The 17,865-nt window shown below is 71.9% G+C and carries 13 protein-coding genes; 7 read left to right on the top strand and 6 right to left on the bottom strand.

From position 1 onward, the window contains the following. The first annotated feature begins 95 nt into the window (after nt 1-95). Nucleotides 96-785, top strand: coding sequence for a TetR/AcrR family transcriptional regulator (locus N538_RS0101235; RefSeq protein WP_036569090.1), 690 nt, complete (start codon nt 96-98; stop codon nt 783-785). Nucleotides 786-818: 33 nt separating this feature from the next. After that, complete coding sequence (locus N538_RS23275; RefSeq protein WP_036569089.1) at nt 819-2,069, top strand: class I adenylate-forming enzyme family protein; 1,251 nt, start codon at nt 819-821, stop codon at nt 2,067-2,069. A gap of 61 nt (nt 2,070-2,130) precedes the next feature. Here N538_RS23275 and N538_RS0101225 read toward each other — a convergent pair whose 3' ends face one another. Together N538_RS0101225 and rpsA are read right to left on the bottom strand one after the other, a co-directional pair. Next, nucleotides 2,131-3,075: a GlxA family transcriptional regulator gene (locus N538_RS0101225; protein WP_028635779.1), complete on the bottom strand. Its 945-nt coding sequence runs from the start codon at nt 3,073-3,075 to the stop codon at nt 2,131-2,133. A gap of 276 nt (nt 3,076-3,351) precedes the next feature. Beyond that, on the bottom strand, nt 3,352-4,824 hold the full coding sequence (gene rpsA / locus N538_RS0101215) for a 30S ribosomal protein S1 (protein ID WP_028635778.1): 1,473 nt from the start codon (nt 4,822-4,824) through the stop codon (nt 3,352-3,354). 246 nt (nt 4,825-5,070) lie between these two features. Between rpsA and N538_RS0101210 the strand changes: the two genes are divergently transcribed. After that, nucleotides 5,071-5,862 carry a class I SAM-dependent methyltransferase gene (locus tag N538_RS0101210; RefSeq protein ID WP_028635777.1) on the top strand — a complete coding sequence of 264 codons (792 nt, stop codon included), beginning with the start codon at nt 5,071-5,073 and terminating at the stop codon, nt 5,860-5,862. Here the strand turns inward: N538_RS0101210 and N538_RS0101205 are convergent. Then, nucleotides 5,859-6,788 carry a DUF3068 domain-containing protein gene (locus N538_RS0101205; protein ID WP_197025202.1) on the bottom strand — a complete coding sequence of 310 codons (930 nt, stop codon included), beginning with the start codon at nt 6,786-6,788 and terminating at the stop codon, nt 5,859-5,861. The genes N538_RS0101210 and N538_RS0101205 overlap by 4 nt on opposite strands. A 130-nt stretch (nt 6,789-6,918) precedes the next feature. Between N538_RS0101205 and N538_RS0101200 the strand changes: the two genes are divergently transcribed. From N538_RS0101200 to N538_RS23270, 3 genes are read left to right on the top strand one after another with little or no spacing between them, the layout of a single operon-like run. Continuing rightward, on the top strand, nt 6,919-8,730 hold the full coding sequence (locus tag N538_RS0101200; RefSeq protein WP_155991909.1) for a hypothetical protein: 1,812 nt from the start codon (nt 6,919-6,921) through the stop codon (nt 8,728-8,730). After that, complete coding sequence (locus N538_RS0101195) at nt 8,727-10,535, top strand: hypothetical protein (protein ID WP_155991908.1); 1,809 nt, start codon at nt 8,727-8,729, stop codon at nt 10,533-10,535. The genes N538_RS0101200 and N538_RS0101195 overlap by 4 nt, the downstream gene beginning before the upstream one ends. Next, nucleotides 10,532-11,728 (top strand): acyltransferase family protein, encoded by a 1,197-nt coding sequence (locus tag N538_RS23270; protein WP_051548565.1) that lies wholly within the window; start codon nt 10,532-10,534, stop codon nt 11,726-11,728. Before N538_RS0101195 ends, N538_RS23270 begins: the two co-directional genes overlap by 4 nt. Here the strand turns inward: N538_RS23270 and N538_RS0101185 are convergent. Both N538_RS0101185 and N538_RS0101180 read right to left on the bottom strand, forming a co-directional pair. Continuing rightward, nucleotides 11,629-15,762 (bottom strand): alpha-(1->3)-arabinofuranosyltransferase domain-containing protein, encoded by a 4,134-nt coding sequence (locus tag N538_RS0101185; RefSeq protein WP_028635773.1) that lies wholly within the window; start codon nt 15,760-15,762, stop codon nt 11,629-11,631. The genes N538_RS23270 and N538_RS0101185 overlap by 100 nt on opposite strands. After that, complete coding sequence (locus tag N538_RS0101180) at nt 15,759-16,484, bottom strand: class I SAM-dependent methyltransferase (protein WP_028635772.1); 726 nt, start codon at nt 16,482-16,484, stop codon at nt 15,759-15,761. The genes N538_RS0101185 and N538_RS0101180 overlap by 4 nt, the downstream gene beginning before the upstream one ends. Before the next feature lie 39 nt (nt 16,485-16,523). On the opposite strand from N538_RS0101180, the gene N538_RS0101175 reads away from it, so the two are divergent. Further along, a complete protein-coding gene (locus tag N538_RS0101175) occupies nt 16,524-17,681 on the top strand; it encodes a glycosyltransferase family 4 protein (protein WP_028635771.1) in 1,158 nt (385 codons plus the stop codon). 1 nt (nt 17,682) lies between these two features. On the opposite strand, the gene N538_RS28225 is transcribed toward N538_RS0101175, so the two are convergent. After that, on the bottom strand, nt 17,683-17,838 hold the full coding sequence (locus N538_RS28225) for a hypothetical protein (RefSeq protein ID WP_155991907.1): 156 nt from the start codon (nt 17,836-17,838) through the stop codon (nt 17,683-17,685). Nucleotides 17,839-17,865: the final 27 nt, after the last annotated feature.

The raw sequence follows: 17,865 nt of genomic DNA, 5'->3' as shown, positions 1-17,865 counted from the left end.
GATGAATCGAGAGCAGTGCTCTCGCTTTCCCCAGGCTGGCACACCGGCCGACGCAAAACAAGAGCACTGCTCTCGATTTGTGCGAGGATGCGGGCATGCCCCCGAAGTCACGTGCCGAGAACCGCGCGGAGCAGACCCGCGCGATCCAGGTGACGGGCCGCCGCCATCTCGCCGAGGTCGGACCCGCCGCCCTGTCGCTGCGCGCGATCGCGCGCGAGGTGGGCCTGGTGTCGTCCGCCGTCTACCGCTACTTCCCGAGCCGCGACGACCTCCTGACCGCGCTGATCATCGAGGCGTACGACGAGCTCGGCGACGCGGTCGAGACCGCCGACGCCGGCGTGCGCGACCGCGACGATCTGGCCGGACGCTTCATCGCGGTCGGGAACGCGATCCGCGACTGGGCCCGGGCGAACCCGCACGAGTACGCCCTGCTCTACGGCTCCCCCGTCCCCGGGTACGCCGCCCCGGACACCACGATCCCCTCCGCCGCGCGGATCAGCGGCGCGTTCCTCACGCTCGCCCAGCTGTCCGGGCAGCGCGGCGACGCGGTGCCGCAGGCCCGCCCGGTGAGCGCGCAGGAGCGCCAGGCCCTCGGCGGCATCCGCCAGGCGCTCGACGTACCCCTGGACGACGAGCGGACCGTGCGCTGGCTGATCGCCTGGTCGACGGTGTTCGGGCACCTCAGCCTGGAGCTGTTCGGTCACATGTACCGCGGCATCCTCGACTACGACGCCCACTTCGCCCAGGTGACCGGCCAGCTGACCGCCGACCTGGGGCTCGCCTAGTCAGCAGGGGGTTCCCGACTACAGTCCTGCCCCGTGGGAGACGGGCTGCACGAGGGCGACCGGGTCGCGCTGCTGGTGCCGGGATCGCTGACCTACCTCGACGCCGTGCTGGCCCTCCTCGCGCGCGGGGTGGTGCCGATCCCGCTGGACCCGCGGCTGACGGCGTACGAGCGCGAGCGGATCCTCGGCGACCTCGATCCCGCCCTCGTCGTCGGCACCGAGGACGCGCTCGCCGCGCTGGCCGGGGACGCGGGCCTACCCCGTGCTCGCCCGATGCACGTCACCAGCGGCACCACCGGCACCCCCAAGGGCGTCTGGAGCGGCGTCCTCGGTCCCGCCGACGCGATCGCGCTCGTGGAGGAGGAGCGCGCCATGTGGGGGTTCCGGGAGGACGACGTGAACCTCGTCCTCAGCCCGCTCTACCACTCGGCGCCGCTCCGCTTCGCCAGCGGCACGGCGCTCGCGGGTGGTCGGGTCGTCGTGCCCGGACCCTTCGACGCGGCGCTCGCGACGGCGGCCATCGAGCGCGACCGGCCGACCACGATGTTCTGCGTTCCCGCGCACCTCCAGCGGCTCTTCGCGCACTGGGACACGCACGGCCGGCCCGACCTGTCGAGCTTCCGGCTGGTCGCGCACGCCGGCGCGCCCTGCCCGCCGGCGTTGAAGCGGAGGCTGATCGAGGCCTTCCCGGACGGGTCGACCTGGGAGTTCTACGGCTCCACCGAGGGCCAGTTCACCGCCTGCCGCAGCGAGGAGTGGCTCGAGCGGCCCGGCACCGTCGGCGGCGCGCGGCCGGGTCGCCGGCTCTCGGTCGATCCCGAGGGCACGATCTGGTGCGCGGTGCCGGCGTACGCCCGGTTCGAGTACTTCGGCGACCCGGAGAAGACCGCGAGCGCCTGGCGCGGCGACGAGTTCACGGTCCACGACGTCGGCCGGCTGGACGAGGCCGGGTACCTGTACCTGGACGGCCGCCGGCACGACCTGGTCATCACCGGCGGGGTGAACGTATACCCGCTGGAGGTCGAGAACGCGCTCCGCGAGCACCCGGGGGTCGCGGACATCGCGGTGTACGGCGTCCCGGACGACCGGTGGGGCCAGCGGGTCTGCGCGGCCGTCGTCGGCACTGCCACGGCCGCCGACCTCGACGCCTTCGCGCGCGAGCGGCTCGCGCCGCCCAAGCGGCCCAAGGAGTACCGCCACCTCGACGAGCTGCCGCGCACGCTGACCGGCAAGGTGCGCCGCGATCAGCTGGCCGGCACCACCACCGTGACCACGTTCGAGTAGGCGTCCGACTCCGAGGTCCCTCGGCCGGCTGCACGGAGCACCTGGCAGAGCGCCCGGGCGATCACCCGGCGAAGCGGCGGCGGTACTGCTGCGGGCTGAGCCCGCGCACCCGCGCGAAGTGGTGCCGCAGCGTGGCCGCGTTGCCGAAGCCGACCTCGTCCGCGATCCAGTCGATCGAGTGGTCCGTGCGCTCCAGCAGCTCCTCCGCGGCCCGGACCCGCTGCCGGGTGACCCAGGAGTGCGGCGTGGTCCCGGTCTCGGCGCGGAAGCGGCGCGCGAAGGTGCGCTCGGACATGTGGCTCTGGCGGGCCAGCGACTCCACGCTCAGGTCGTCGCCGATATTCTCGACGATCCACTGCAGGAGCGGGCCCAGGGTCTCGGCGTCGCAGTCGGGCACCGGCCTGGCGATGAACTGCGCCTGGCCGCCGTCCCGGTGCGGCGGCACGACGATCCGGCGCGCGGTCGTCGCGGCCACCCGGGCCCCGAACTGCTCGCGCATCAGGTGCAGGGAGGCGTCGATGCCGGCCGCGGAGCCGGCGCCGGTGAGGACCGAGCCGTCGTGGCAGTAGAGCACGTCGGGGCAGACCTTCGCCTCGGGGTACATCCGCTCGAGCAGGCCGGTGTAGCGCCAGTGCGTCGTGCACTCGCGACCGTCGAGCAGCCCGGCCGCGCCCAGCTCGAAGACCGCCGAGCAGTGGGCATAGATGATCGCCCCGCGGTCGTACGCCGACCGCACCGCGTCCAGCACGGCGGGGTCGTGCCGGGTGAACTCGTACTTCGGGCTCAGGCACACCAGGTCGGCGTCCGCCGTGGCCTCCAGCCCCCGCTCCACGTGCAGGTCGTAGTCGGACCGGCCGCGCACCCGCCCCGGGCGCGGCGTGCAGACCTGGAAGTCGAAGGACGGCGTGTCGTCCCCCGGGCGCTCGGGCTCCCCCCACACCTCGACCAGCGACCCGAGCCCGAACGGCTCGGCTCCGTCCTGCACGACGACGGCGACCTTCTGCATGGGCACAGCCTGCCGGACCGGTGGCAGGAAATCAACGAAGGGCGTCTTTCCTGCCACTCGTGGCAGGATCACGAACGGCGCAGTATTACTGCCATGACCCTGCTGCTGCTGATCCTCCTCGCCACCGTCTTCGCCGGCCTGGCCGTGTGGGCCCGCCACGACTCGCTCTCCACGCCGCGCCGGCCCGACCCGTTCTGCTGACCCGGTCCGCGGAACCCGAAATGCCGACGACCCGCCCGGATGCTCCGGGCGGGTCGTCGGGTGGTTCGGTGGCGCTCAGTTACCGCCGGTCAGCTTCTCGCGAAGCGCCTGCAGCGCCTCGTCGGAAGCCAGCGAGCCGCCGGTCTCCGCGGTCTCGGCCTCGTCGCCGCCCGAGGAGTACGACGTGGCCTCGCCGGCCTCGACCTCGGCCTTGGCGGCCTCGGCCTGCTGCTTGACGTGCGCCTCCCAGCGGGCGTGCGCCTTGGCGTACTGGTCCTCCCAGACCGCGCGCTGCTCGTCGAAGCCCTCGAGCCACTCGCCGGTCTCCGGGTCGAAGCCCTCGGGGTAGACGTAGTTGCCCTGCTCGTCGTAGGTGGCCGTCATGCCGTACAGCGTCGGGTCGAAGTCCTCGGCCTCCGACGCGGTCGCGGTCTCGTTGGCCTGCTTGAGGGAGAGCGAGATCCGGCGACGCTCAAGGTCGATGTCGATGATCTTGACCATGACGTCGTCGCTGACCTGGACGACCTGCTCGGGGATCTCGACGTGGCGCTCGGCGAGCTCGGAGATGTGCACCAGGCCCTCGATGCCCTCCTCGACGCGGACGAACGAACCGAACGGCACCAGCTTGGTGACCTTGCCCGGCACGATCTGGCCGATCTGGTGGGTGCGGGCGAAGTGCTGCCACGGGTCCTCCTGCGTCGCCTTCAGCGACAGGGAGACACGCTCGCGGTCCATGTCCACGTCAAGGACCTCGACGGTGACCTCGTCGCCGACGGCGACGACCTCGGACGGGTGGTCGATGTGCTTCCAGGACAGCTCCGAGACGTGCACCAGACCGTCGACGCCGCCGAGGTCCACGAACGCACCGAAGTTGACGATCGAGGACACGACGCCCTTGCGGATCTGGCCCTTCTGGAGCTGGGTCAGGAAGCCGTGGCGGACCTCGGACTGGGTCTGCTCGAGCCACGCACGACGCGAGAGGACGACGTTGTTGCGGTTCTTGTCGAGCTCGATGATCTTCGCCTCGAGCGTCTGGCCGACGTACGGCTGCAGGTCGCGGACGCGACGCATCTCGACCAGCGACGCCGGCAGGAAGCCGCGCAGGCCGATGTCGAGGATGAGACCACCCTTGACGACCTCGATGACGGTGCCCTCGACGACGCCGTCCTCCTCCTTGACCTGCTCGATCGTGCCCCAGGCGCGCTCGTACTGTGCGCGCTTCTTGGACAGGATCAGGCGGCCTTCCTTGTCCTCCTTCTGGAGGACCAGGGCCTCGACCTTGTCGCCCACGGAAACGACCTCGTTGGGGTCGACGTCGTGCTTGATCGACAGCTCGCGCGAGGGGATGACGCCCTCGGTCTTGTAGCCGATGTCGAGGAGAACCTCGTCGCGGTCGACCTTGACGATGGTGCCCTCGACGATGTCGCCATCGTTGAAGTACTTGATGGTCGCGTCGATCGCGGCGAGGAAGTCTTCTTCAGAACCGATGTCGTTGACGGCCACCTGGGGCGCGTCGTAATCGGGAAGAACGGAAATGGTGCTCGTCATAGGGGAGGTAGTTTCCTTGGATGGATGGAGTCGTGCGGGCACGTCGAAGGCCAGCTTTCACTACCGATTCCAGGGTGGTGGAGAGATAGCGAGCGAGAATCCACTCCGTCTGGGACCCAGGCAGACCTCCGGCGCAACCTCAAGGGTACGCGGCGCGCGGGAGATCCGTCCAACCGGGCAAGCCCCCGCGGTGCCCGGCGGCGGCGCCTTGATCTACGCTCGCCAGTTGTGGAGAACCATCCTCCGGTGCGGGTCGAGCGCCGGCCGGTCGGCGAGGAGGAGTCCCGCCGGGCGAACGGCCCGGACTGGGACCGGTACGCCGACGAGTACCAGGCCACGCACGGGGAGTTCCTCGGCGACGCCGGGTTCGTGTGGGGACCCGAGGGCTTCACCGAGGCCGAGGCCGGCGTGCTCGGGGACGTGGCCGGCAAAGACGTGCTCGAGGTCGGGTCGGGTGCGGGCCAGTGCTCGCGCTGGGTCCGCTCCCGGGGTGGTCGCGCCTACGGCCTCGACCTGTCCTTCCGCCAGCTCCAGCACTCCCGCCGGATCGACCTCGAGAGCGGCATCGCGGTCCCGTCCGTGCTCGGCACCGCGACCCGCCTGCCCTTCGCGGACGCCAGCTTCGACGTGGTCTTCTCCTCGTTCGGCGCGCTCCAGTTCGTGAGCGACATCGGCGACGCCGTCGCGGAGACGGCCCGGGTGCTGCGGACCGGCGGGCGGTACGCCTTCTCGATCACGCACCCGACGCGGTGGATGTTCCCCGACGACCCCTCCGAGGAGGGGCTGGTCGCCAGCCAGTCCTACTGGGACCGCACGCCGTACGTCGAGGTCGACGACGCCACCGGGCAGGTGTCGTACGTCGAGCACCACCGCACGCTGGGCGACTGGGTCGCCCTGCTGGCCGGCGCCGGTTTCGTGATCACCGACCTGCTCGAGCCGGAGTGGCCCGAGCACCACGAGCGGGTGTGGGGCGGCTGGTCCGCGACCCGCGGGCGGTACACCCCCGGGACCGCGATCTTCGGCGCCCGGCTCGGCTAGACCCCGGCGGTCGCCGGCTCGGCCGGGGTGGAGCTGTCGTCGATCTTCCTGCGGCGCACGCTGACCAGCAGCAGCACGCCGGCGACGACGCACAGGGCGCCGCCCACGAAGCCGACGATCGGCACCCACAGCGTGATGACGTCGAGCAGGCGCATGTTCGTGACCGCGTCGTCGGCGAACTGCTGCATCTGGTCGTCGGTGAACTGGATGTTCAGGTCGACGACCTGGGTGCCGTCGTCGAGGTACTGCTGCATCGACTCGGTCTGCTGCTGGATGGCGCCGGTCTTCGGCTCCACGTAGATCTCGACCGCGTTGTCGTAGGTGCCATCGATGCCGTCGGCGATCTCGATCGGCACGTCTGAGACGTTGATCTTGTAGACGTAGCACTCGATGCCGAGGAGCGTCTCGGTGCGGTCGTACACGGCCGGGACCGCGCTGCCGACGGAGCCGTCCCAGTACTCGTAGTCCGTCTTCTCCGAGTCGAACGGCCACTTGTTGACCAGGCCCTCGTGCGGAACGGCGTCCGCGGGCAGGCCCCGGTAGTCGGGGATCGCCTCGGCCGAGACCCGGTCGGTGGCGAAGACGTCGGTGGTCGCCTGGACCAGCCGCGGGTCGTCGCCGTCGACGCAGTTCGGAGCGTCGTCGATGTCGATGACCACGCACGCCGTCTGGACCCACACGATGGTGTCGTCGTCGGAGGCCTTGGAGTCGGCCTTGCTGATGCTCTCCACCTTGACCGGGTTCTCCACGAGCTCACCGGTCGCCGGGTCGAGCTTGTTGACGGTGCCGTCCAGGTGGGTCACCTGGTTCACGTCCAGGGGGGTCTTCTTCACCATGCCGGGTGCCCAGGTGACCGCGAGGATGCCGGTGACGAGCAGGAACGCGCCGAGCCCGAGCAGCACCACACCGAACCACTTACGCTTCACTGCGACCCCTCCCAGGATGTGATGGGCGGCACGTTAGCAGTGCTGGCGGGTAGGGATGCGACTTCCGTCACACCCCGCCCGTAAATTGTGAAGGCCCGAATTGTCGCGACCGGTGTGGCACACTCCCGGCGTGCTTCGCCGACCCGACCGATTCGTGCTCGTCGGCGGCCTCCTGATCCTGCTCCAGCTCGGCTTCCGGGCCTGGGCGCTGTGGGGATCCTGGTTCTACTTCGACGACCTGGCGTTCATGTCCCGGGCCATGAACCAGCCCTTCGACTGGGCCTACCTGACCGAGTCGTACGGCGGCCACCTGATGCCCGCAGGCTTCGCGCTCGCGTGGGTGCTGACCAAGTGGTGGGTCTACGACTGGGCACCCTGGGCGGCCACGCTCCTGCTGCTCCAGCTCGTGGCCAGCGTCGGCATGCTCCGGCTGCTGGTGTCGATGTTCGGGCGCCGGAAGCTCGTCCTCGTCCTGCTGGCCTGCTACCTGGCCTGGGTCTTCACGCTCTCCGCGGGTGTCTGGTGGGCGGCGGGGATCAACCAGATCCCGCTGCAGATCTCGCTCGCGTTCGGCCTCACGGCCTTCCTGGCGTACCTGCGGACCCACCGCGCCCGGCACCTGGTCGCGTCGCTGGTCTGGGTCGGCCTCGGACTGCTCTTCTACGAGAAGACCGTGCTCGTGCTCGGCGTCTACGGCCTGGTCGCGCTGTGCTGGTTCAGCGCCGGCAAGACCCCGGAGCGGTTGCGGCGGCTCTGGGACGAGTACCGGCTCGCGGTCGTCGCGGCGGTCGTCTGCGGCGGCGCCTACCTCGCGGTGTACGCCGCGTACGGCCTCAACTTCTCCCCCGGCGAGTCCGCCGACGTCCCCTGGGGCCCGATCGCGTGGAACCTCGTCGCGATCGCCATGCTCCCCGCGGTCACCGGCGGTCCGGTCCACTGGCAGTCGGTCACCGTCGGGGCGTTCGCCGACCCCTCCGACATCCTGCTCATCGTGTCCTGGGCGGCGATCGGCGCTCTGGTGTTCTACGCCTGGCGCAGCCGGACGATCAGCAAGCGGGCGTGGTCGCTCGTCGTGTTCACCACGCTGGGCAACGTCGCGCTGCTCGCCTCCGCCCGCGCCGGGATCGTGGGGCCCGACATCGCCCGCGAGTACCGCTACCAGACCGAGGCCGCCGCGATCATCGTGATCGCGATCGGGCTGGCGTTCCTGCCGCTGCGCGGCGCGCGGGAGCCGAACGCCGTGCGCGAGGACGCACCGGACGGCTACGAGGACCGTCGCCTGGTCGGCGCGGTCGCGGTCGTCGTGCTGGCGCTGAGCGTCGTCTCCAGCGTTCGCTGGGTCGACCTCTGGCAGGACCACAACCCCACGCACGCCTATCTCGACAACGTCGCGGCGAGCCTGACGGCTGCCGACGCACCGGTGCCGCTGGTCGACGCCGGCGTGCCGCAGACGCTGCTGTGGTCGTTCCGCTACCCGGAGAACACCTACAGCCACCTGTTCCAGCCGTGGGCCGCGCACATGGCATTCCCCCGCAACAGCCTCGACGACCTGTTCGTGTTCGACGACTCCGGCGACCTGGCCCAGGTGCGGCTGGATCCGGCGCGCGAGATGAAGCGGCCGAAGGACGCGGAGGGCGACTGCGCGTACCCGCTGCGCGGCGGCGTCGTGCGGATCCCCCTCGACGGCCCGGTCATCGGTGGCGGGTGGTGGATCGCGCTCGACTACGACAGCCCGGTGGACACCCACTTCCGGCTGGTGGCCGGCGACGAGGCGCACGAGGTGGACGTGCCGGCCGGCGAGCACACCGCGTGGTTCCAGGCGGAAGGGAGCTTCGACGAGGTGATGGTCAACTCCTTCCCCGAGGACACCGGCCTGTGCGTCACCGACCTGGTGCTGGGCTCGCCGGAGCCGACGCGTACGTCGGCCAAGACGTCGTCGTGAGGCGCGAGCGCCAGGTCCTCGTCGCCGCCCTCACCCTGATCGCGGCGCACGTCGCCCTGCGCGCGTGGGCCACCTACGGCGGCTGGTTCCACATCGACGACTTCAACTTCATCTCGCGGATGTTCCACGACGGGCTCTCCCCGTCGGTCGCGGCCCGGTCCTACTACGGCCACGTGATGCCGGCGGCGATGTACCTGTCCTGGCTGAACCAGGCGGTCGCGCCCTGGCACTTCTGGCTGCCGGCCACCGAGATGGTGGCGCTCCAGGTGCTCTGCGACCTGGGCCTGCTCTACCTCCTGCGCACGATGTTCGGGCTGCGGCCCGGCATCCTGCCGCCGCTCGCCCTCTTCCTCGCGTCGGTAATCTCTCTCGAGGGCTCGATCTGGTGGGCGGCCGCGATCAACCTGCTGCCGCTCCAGGTCGCCCTGTTCTTCGGGCTCGCCGCCCACGTCGGCTACCTGCGCACCGGGAGGCTGCGGCACGCCGTGGCCGCCAACTCCTGGGCCGTCGCCGGCATCGCGTTCAACGAGAAGACCGCGCTCGTGTACGGCGTGCTCGGCATCGTCACGCTCTGCTACTTCGCCACCGGCCGGTCCCCCGTCGAGCGGGTGCGGACAGCGGTCCGCGGCCGGCTGCCCGCCCTGGCGCTCTACGTCCTGACCGGAGCGGCGTACGTGCTGCTCTACCTCAGCGTCGGTCGCGACTTCCGCGCCTCGAAGCCGGTCAGCTACCCGGTGCTCGACACCGTGAACCGGATGTTCTTCGACACCTACGTGCCCGGCCTGGTGGGCGGACCGGTGCGGTGGTGGCGGGTGCCCGACCAGCCGTTCTCGTTCTCGCTGCCCGGCGACGGCCTCACCCTGCTGGCCCTGGCGCTGCTCGGCGTGCTGCTCTGGGAGATCCGCAAGCACCGCCGCCACGCGCTGCGGGCGCTCTGGATCCCGGTGTACTTCCTCGGCATCGACATCACGCTGGTGCTGGTCACCCGAGCCAGCGTCTCCGGCCCCCTCGTCGGCCTGGACTACCGGTTCCAGGGCGAGCTCGCCGCAGCGTCCGCGATCGCCCTGGCCTGCCTCACGATGCCGGTGCTCGGCGCCGCCGAGTCGTCGGAGCGGCGGTCGACGAGCGAGTTCCTGGACCATCCGCGCCGGGTCGGGCTCGCGACGGGCGCGATGGTCCTGGTCGCCGCGTGGTCGACGTACGGCTACATGACCTACTGGCACGACGACGACGGCTCGCGGAAGTGGTTCGCCACCCTCGTGCCGCAGCTGCGCGCCGCCACGACACCGATCCCGACGGTCGACACCGTGGTGCCGTACGCCGTGACCAACGGAGTGCGCTACCCGGAGAACCTGCAGAGCCGGGTGCTCGCCGGCGAGCACGCGCTGGCGTTCACCGAGGTCGCGACGGACCGGCTCGACATCGTCGACGACCACGGCGTCGTCGGCCCCGCGGTCATCCCGGTGGTGCGCAGCGGCAAGGACGGGCCGCACGGGCGGTGCGGCTGGCAGGTGCAGGACAGCCCGGTGACGATCCCGCTCGACGGACCGGTCGCGTTCGGCGGATGGTGGGTCCGGATCGGCTACCTGAGCAGCGGTGACAGCGCGGTCCGGGTGACGGCGGGCAGCGTGTCCCGGGACACCACCGTCCGGGCGGGGGTGCACGCGCTCTACTTCGAGGGCGGGCCGCAGTTCAGGTCGGTCACGATCGAGGGGCTGGTCGACGGGGTGACCCTGTGCACCGATGATGTGACGGTGGGCCGCGTGGCTCCCGCCAGCGCCCTCGAGGAGAAGCAGGACCGATGAGCACCCCTGACTTCCGGGACCGGACCTTCCCCACCCTGAACGCCGCTCGTGCCATCGGCGCGGTCATGGTCGTGCTGACCCACTCGGCGTTCAACACCGGCCAGATCAACCACGGCTGGGTCGGTGCCGTGCTCGCCCGGCTCGACTTCGGCGTGACCATCTTCTTCGTGCTGTCCGGCTTCCTGCTGAGCCGGCCGTGGTTCCTCACCACGGCACTCGGACGCCCCGCGCCCTCGTCCCGGCACTACTTCTGGAAGCGCGCGCTGCGGATCCTGCCGCTCTACTGGGTCGTGGTGGTCCTCGCGCTCACCCTGGACCCCGCGAACGAGGACATGGGCTGGCAGGACTGGCTCGCCAACCTCACGTTCACCCAGCTGTACCGGCCCGACCTGCTGCCGAGCTCGCTCACCCAGATGTGGAGCCTCTGCACCGAGGTCGCGTTCTACCTGGCGCTCCCCCTGCTGTGCTGGTTCCTCACCTGGCGGCCGCGCCGTGGCGAGCACGAGCTGCACCTGCCGACGGTGCTCGGCCGCTCGGCCGTCCTCTTCGCCCTCGGCGTCGCCTGGCAGGCCGCCGTCGCCCAGATCCCGGGCAACGAGGGCCACTACGCCCAGTGGCTGCCCGGCTACCTGCCGTGGTTCCTCGTCGGCGTCGGCTTCGCCGCCGTCTCGGCCAGCCTGGCCGTCGATCCTCGCGACCACCCGCTGGAGCGCCTCGGCCACGACCTGGTGGGCTGCTGGATCCTCGCGACCGCGGTGTTCGCGATCGCCGCGTCGCCGCTCGCCGGCCCGCGCACGCTGCTGACCCCCGGCGGCTGGGAGGCCGGGCCCAAGGTCGCCCTGTACGCCGTCGCCGGCGGGCTCTACCTCCTGCCGCTGGTCTTCGGACCGGAGCGCCGCGGCTGGGTGCGCACCCAGCTCAGCGGTCCCGTGCTCTTCTGGCTCGGTGAGATCTCCTACGGCATCTTCGCGATCCACATGCTGGTGCTCAACGGTGTCTTCCGCTGGCTCGACATCGAGTACTTCACCGGCCGGTTCGTCGCCGTCGCCGGCCTGACCCTCACCATCACGGTCGCGCTCGCGACGATCTCCTACTACTCCTTCGAGCGCCGCATCATGCGCTTCAAGAACGTCCGGTTCGTCGCCCGGCTCGACCGCGAGTCCGGGGTGACGGACCGGGCCTCGGTGACCTGAGTCGCGAGCGCGGCGACCGTCAGGCAGACCGCCGCGAGCAGCCAGGCCTGGCTCCAGGTGACCGCCCACGACTGGCGGGTGATCCGGTCCGCGCTCAGCGCGAGCGCACCCGTCACGAGCGACAGGCCCGCGAGCCACGGCCAGCCCCCGAACCGGCGCAGCACCAGGCCCGCGACCACCGCCGCGGCCGTGCCGGCCAGACCCCACCACCCGGCGAGGAGGGCACCCGCCCCGAGGACCACGACGAGGTCGGGCACTCCCGGACGGCCGGCCGCCAGCCCGGCCGCCAGCCCGGCCGGCTCCACGCCGGCCGGCCTCCGACGTCGCGGCCAGACAGCGAACGCGAGCACGACGAGAGCCAGCGCCAGCCCGGCGACGAAGAGGATCGTGAACGGCAGTGCGGGGCGGTAGGTCAGCCGCACGGCGCCGGCCTCGCCGACCGGCACCCGCCAGCCCTGCTTCCAGCCGTCCATCCGCACCGCGGTGAGCTGGCTCCCACCCAGGGTCGCCTGCCACCCGGCGTTCACGTTCTGCGGCAGCGTGAGGACCGAGTCGTGCGCGCGGGCAGGCAGGTCGACGCCCTTCGGCGTGCCGTTCGCGGTGCGGTCGACGTCGACCGCAGCCGATGACGGGCCGGGCAGGCCCTGGTGCGCTAGCGTCGCGGAGTCGAAGCGGAACAACGGGTTCGGCAGCGCGAGCAGGGACGTGGCCTGCTGGGTCAGCAGGATGTCCGACGTCCCGCAGATCCGCAGCGGCACGGACGCCCCGCGGACCAGGTCGCGGGTGCTCGCCCGCAATGCGGTGTCGCGGAGCTGCCCGGCGACCGTGATCTGCGGACCGGTGCCGCAGGGGAACCGGCGCTCGTCGAGCGGGTCGGTGGTGAACGGCACGCCGTCGAGCTCCAGCTCGGAGATTCCGGCGGGCAGCCGCACGAACTGGCGGCCGTACGTCGACACCGCGGCCTTCGTCTGCCGGACCTCGATGTCCAGCTCGTCGGTGCGCCAGTGCGGCAGCACGGCCCGGCCGTGCCCGTCGACCTGGACGAAGGCCCGGCGCTCGCCGGCCCGCAGCAGCAGCCGGGTGGGCTGGGCGGCGGCCGCGCCGGCGTTCACCTGGAGCCGGAGCGTCCCGAGGGTCCGCGGCGCCGGGAGGTCCAGGTGCAGCACCTCGTCGGGGTCGTCGGCGATCCAGGTGGTCGCCAGGTCGCCGTCCCCGAGCGCGACCGGGCTGGTGGCGACGTCGCGCACCGGCGCGTCGCTGGTGATCGAGACGCCGGAGGACAGCAGCAGGCTGGCGTCCACGGTCCGCCGCAGGGAGCCGGTCGCGGACAGCTGGTAGGTCGACTGGTACGGCGGGATGAACCGCCGCGCGAGCGTGTCCCCGTCCTCACCCGGGGAGATCAGCGACTCGTCGCACGCGTAGGTCGCGCCGACCATCACGCACGGCGCCCGGTCGGGGTCCCGGGTCACCGAGACGGCATCCAGCGCGAACCGGTCGTCCGGCACCGGGAGGTTCAGGTACCGCTGCGCGGCCACGCCCGGTACGGCGACCTCGGCGAGCGCGAACGAGCCGGGCAGCGTCAGGTCGCGGCCGGCCGCGGTGATCCGCAGGAAGTTCGCGGCGGAGTAGTCCAGGGAGTAGGTGCGTGACTGCCCCGGCTTCGGGGCGGTCACCACCCGCGAGCCGTCGTCGGTCTGGACCTGGAGCTGCTGGACCGGCGCGGAGTCTCGACCGAGCGTGACCTTGACGCGGTCGAGGAACGTGGGCCCGGAGAAGGTCTCCTGCCACCACTGGCCGGTCGGATCCAGGTGCCGCGCCGACTTCCACTGCGTGGCGGGGTCGAGGTCGAGGGCCGCGCCGGGGTGGGCGCCGATCTCGAGCGGCGGCTGCGCGTCGGCGTACGCCTGGGACGTGCTCGCGGTGACCTGGACGACGTTGCGGGCCCAGCTCTCGGTGGTCTGCCAGCGCTCGGGGTGCTGGAGGAAGCGGTGCGCCTTCTCCGGCCCGCGCAGCCGGTACGGCTCGTTGGCCGGCATCGTCGCGGACTGGTTGAAGCGGACCGCGGCGAAGTTCACCTCGCGCCGCTTGGTGCCGTCGGTGAGCACCTGTCCCTGCTCGTCGGTGGCGTCCTCGGCGAGCACCCGCGGACCCGGGCCGAGCCCGGCCGTCCCCGCGTCGAGACCGGAGCCGGGGTCGCCGACCAGCACCTGGGGCGACGGCGTGACGGTGCCCGCGGCCGCTCGGTCGACGTCGTAGACGTCGACAGACCCGGTCTCCGCCGAGATCCCCGAGCCCTCCACCACGCGCACGTTGCCGCCGGGCGCGTAGCTCCACGCCCGGGAGCCGACGGTCGGGCCGAACGACTTCGCCAGCGTGACGCCCGGCGAGTGGATCAGCACGCTGCGCACGTACGCCGGGTCGGGGGCGCCGGTCTGGAACCGGTCGAGGTCGTTGCGCACGACCAGCCTGCCGACGCCGTTCTCCGCGAGGAACGGCGCGAGCGTGCTGCTCGGGTGACCGGACTCGATCGCCCTGCTGACCGCGTCGAGGAACGCGACGTTGCCGGGCTGCGCGAGCGGGATCACGTTGCGCACGGCCCACGGGCTGTCCGCGAGCCCCTGGAGGATGTCGTCGTGGACGTTGCCCCAGTCGTAGACGCCGAACGTCGTGGCCGGGATCTCGAGCGCGACGGTGCCGTCGTCGGTGTCGTGCAGGTAGTCCGCGACCTGGTGCCAGTAGTCCGGCACGGCCGCGACGCCCTCGCGCGGCGCCAGCCGGTCCTGCGCCCACGGCAGCGCGAGCGCCACCACCGCGAGCACCGCGGCGGCCTGGAGGAAGCGCGCGGCCCACGTGGAGGCCTGGTCCCGGGCGTACGCCGCGACCACCGCCAGGGCGTGCGCGAGCCCGAGCACCAGCGGGATCCGGAGCACAACGTCGAACTTGTGCAGGTTCCGCAGCGCGGCCAGCGGCCCGTCCAGCCACGCGACCCGGTCGCCGGCGAGGAAGCCGGCCAGCTCGTCGGCGTACCCGAAGCCGACCAGCACCAGGCCGGTCAGCAGCCCCCAGGTGAGGAACCGCTGGTGCGGGTTGGAGCGCATCGCGACCCCGACCAGGCCGAAGCCCGCGACGACGGCCGCGTCGAGCATGAGGAACGGCGTGGTCACCAGCTGCTGGCCGGCCGGGAAGTCGATGCCGGCGAAGTAGGCGACCCAGTCGGACTGGCCGAGCACGGTGCGGGCCAGGTCGGTGGGGACCGTGGTGATGGTGGCGTTCTCGATGTAGTCGAGGAACGGCACGCTGTACCGGCCGAGGAACAGCAGCGGCGCGCTCCACCAGAGCGTCGCCATCATCGTGAAGAGCGTCCACCAGCCCAGCAGTGGCCACTTCCGGCCGCCGCGCGCCCGGGTCAGGATCCAGATCACCCCGAGCGGCAGGACGGCCGCCACCGCGATCGCGTTCACCCCGCCGCAGCACGCGACCGCGAGCGCCGACCACGCCGCCGCGCGGCGTACGGACCCTCGCTCGGCGCCGCGGATCAACGGGAGCAGCACCCACGGGGCGAGCGCCATCGGCCAGATCTCGACCGAGGCGCCCCCGAGCAGCGTGGTGATCCGCGGCGTCAGCACGAACGCGAAGCCGGCCAGCACCTGGGTGAACGGCGACCCCAGGCTCAGCCGCTGCGCGAGCCGGACCACGCCGAAGAACGCCAGGCAGAGCAGCAGGCTCCACCACACCCGCTGGATCACCCACGGCGGCAGCTCGAGCCAGTGCCCGACCAGGAAGAACGGGCCCATCGGCCAGGCGTAGCCGTAGGCCTGGTTCTGGATCTGGCCGAATGCCGCGGCCGGGTCCCAGAGCCGGAGGCCGTTGGCGAGGAACCGGAACGGCCCGGTCAGGAGGTCGAACTTCGTGTCGGCCACCATCTTCCCGGCCGACTGGGAGAACGCCAGCGCCGTCAGGATCGCGGCGTACCCCCACATGCGCAGACGCGACGTCGCCACGCCCGCCCGCGCGGGCTGCTGCTCCTCGGTCATGCCTTGCGCACCACGATCACGAGGTTCCACGTCGCGAGCTCGCGGACGACGGGCACCCGGGTGAGCCAGCGGCTCCACCGCGGGTTGTAGCGCGGGACCACGTCCAGCACCACCCCGGCCTGCTGCCGCCGCGCCCACGCGACACCGTCGCGGACCGTCACCGCGAACAGCGACTCGCCGTACCTGTTCTTGGGCTCGTGCCCGTGCTTGCGCCGGTAGCGCCGGCGCGCGAGACGACCGCCGAGGTAGTGCCAGGGCGACGTCTCGTGGCCGCCCCACGGTCCCCACCACAGCGTGTAGGAGAGGAAGACGATGCCGCCGGGGCGGGTGACGCGGAGCATCTCGTCGGCCATGTCCCACGGCCGCGGGACGTGCTCGAGCACGTTCGAGGAGTAGCAGACGTCGACGGCGCCGTCGCGGAACGGCAGGTTCATGCCGTCGCCGACGACCGTGCCGTGGGCGATCCCACCGAGCCCGGACAGCTCGCCGACGTCGGCGTCCAGGGCCCAGTACGTCGCGCCCGCGGCCCGGAACGCGTCCCGGAAGTAGCCCGGTCCGCCGCCCACGTCGAGGAGCGTCGCGCCCGCCAGGTCGTGGTAGGTCGAGAGCTGGCCGACCGAGTCCTCGGCGAGCGCGGAGTAGAAGCGTCGCGGGTCGCTCTGCTCGACCCTGAAGTCCCGGAACAGCCGCACCGACCGCTGGAGGTCGGCGGTCCACGGCATGCCCGGGACCCTATCCGAACCAACCGGTAACCTCGGCGGGTGCCGACGACCGACGCCCTCGCCGGACGCCACGTCGCGTTCTTCAGCTGGCGGGACACCCGCAACCCCGAGGGCGGCGGCGCTGAGCGGTACCTGGAGAAGATGGCGGCGGGGCTCGTCGAGCGCGGCGCGAGGGTCACGATCTTCTGCGTCGCGTACGCCGGCGCCGCCCCCGACGAGACCGTCGACGGCATCCGGTTCGTGCGCCGCGGCTCGAAGCTGAGCGTCTACCTGCTCGGCATGTGGGCGCTGCTGCACCGCCGCCTCGGCCGGGTCGACGTGGTGGTCGACGTGCAGAACGGGTTGCCGTTCTTCACCCCGCTGGTGACCCGCAAGCCCGTCATCGTGCTCGTGCACCACGTGCACCGCGAGCAGTGGCCGGTCGTCTACCCGGGGCTCACCGGCCGGATCGGCTGGTGGATCGAGAGCCGGCTCGCGCCGCGGCTCTACCGCGGCCGGCAGTACGTCGCGGTGTCCCGCGCCACCCGCGCCGAGCTCCGCGGGCTCGGCGTCACCGGGCCGCGCGTCGCTGTCGTGCACAACGGCACCGACCCGGTCGTCAACGTCGACGCCCGCAAGTCGACAAACCCGTCGATCTGCGTGGTCGGCCGGCTGGTCCCCCACAAGCAGGTCGAGCACGCGGTCGACGCGGTCACCGCGCTGCTCGGCGAGTTCCCGGACCTCCGGCTGCGGGTGGTCGGGAGCGGCTGGTGGGAGCCCGAGCTGCGGGCGTACGCCGCCGACCAGGTCGCCTGCGGCTCGGTGGTCTTCGAGGGTCACGTGTCCGAGGTGCGGAAGCAGGAGATCTACGAGGAGTCGTGGTTGATGGCGCTGCCCTCCCTCAAGGAGGGCTGGGGGCTGGTCGTCGGCGAGGCGGCCGCGCACCGCACCCCGACCGTCGCCTACGCGAGCGCCGGCGGCACCCGGGAGTCGATCGTCGACGGCGTCTCCGGCATCCTCGTCGGCAGCCAGGCCGAGCTGACGTCGGCACTCGGCGCGCTGCTGCGCGACGAGCAGGGCCGCGGGATCCTGGCGGAGGGAGCGGTGCGGCACGGCGCGGGGTTCACGTGGGCGCACTCGCAGGCGGCGTTCGCGCACGTGGTCGCGAGCGCGCTCCGCGGCGAGCTGGTCAGCGACCAGGACGCCACCGAGGACTAGCTCACTGGGTGGAGCCGTAGTCCAGGGTCGGGTTGCTGACGTTCGCGGGCGACTGCGCGGGAGGAGCCGTCTGGGAGTTCACCAGACCGACCACGGTGGCACCTGCGAGCCCTCCGCCGACGACGACGCTCGCAAAGGTGATGAGAAAAGCTTGCACGTGGGTTCCTCCCTCTCGGCGCAGAAC

Origin of the sequence: Nocardioides sp. URHA0032, assembly GCF_000620645.1 — a bacterium.
Classification (GTDB): domain Bacteria; phylum Actinomycetota; class Actinomycetes; order Propionibacteriales; family Nocardioidaceae; genus Nocardioides.
Note: the sequence above shows the minus strand (reverse complement) of the source record. Positions and strands in the feature narration are given on the sequence as shown.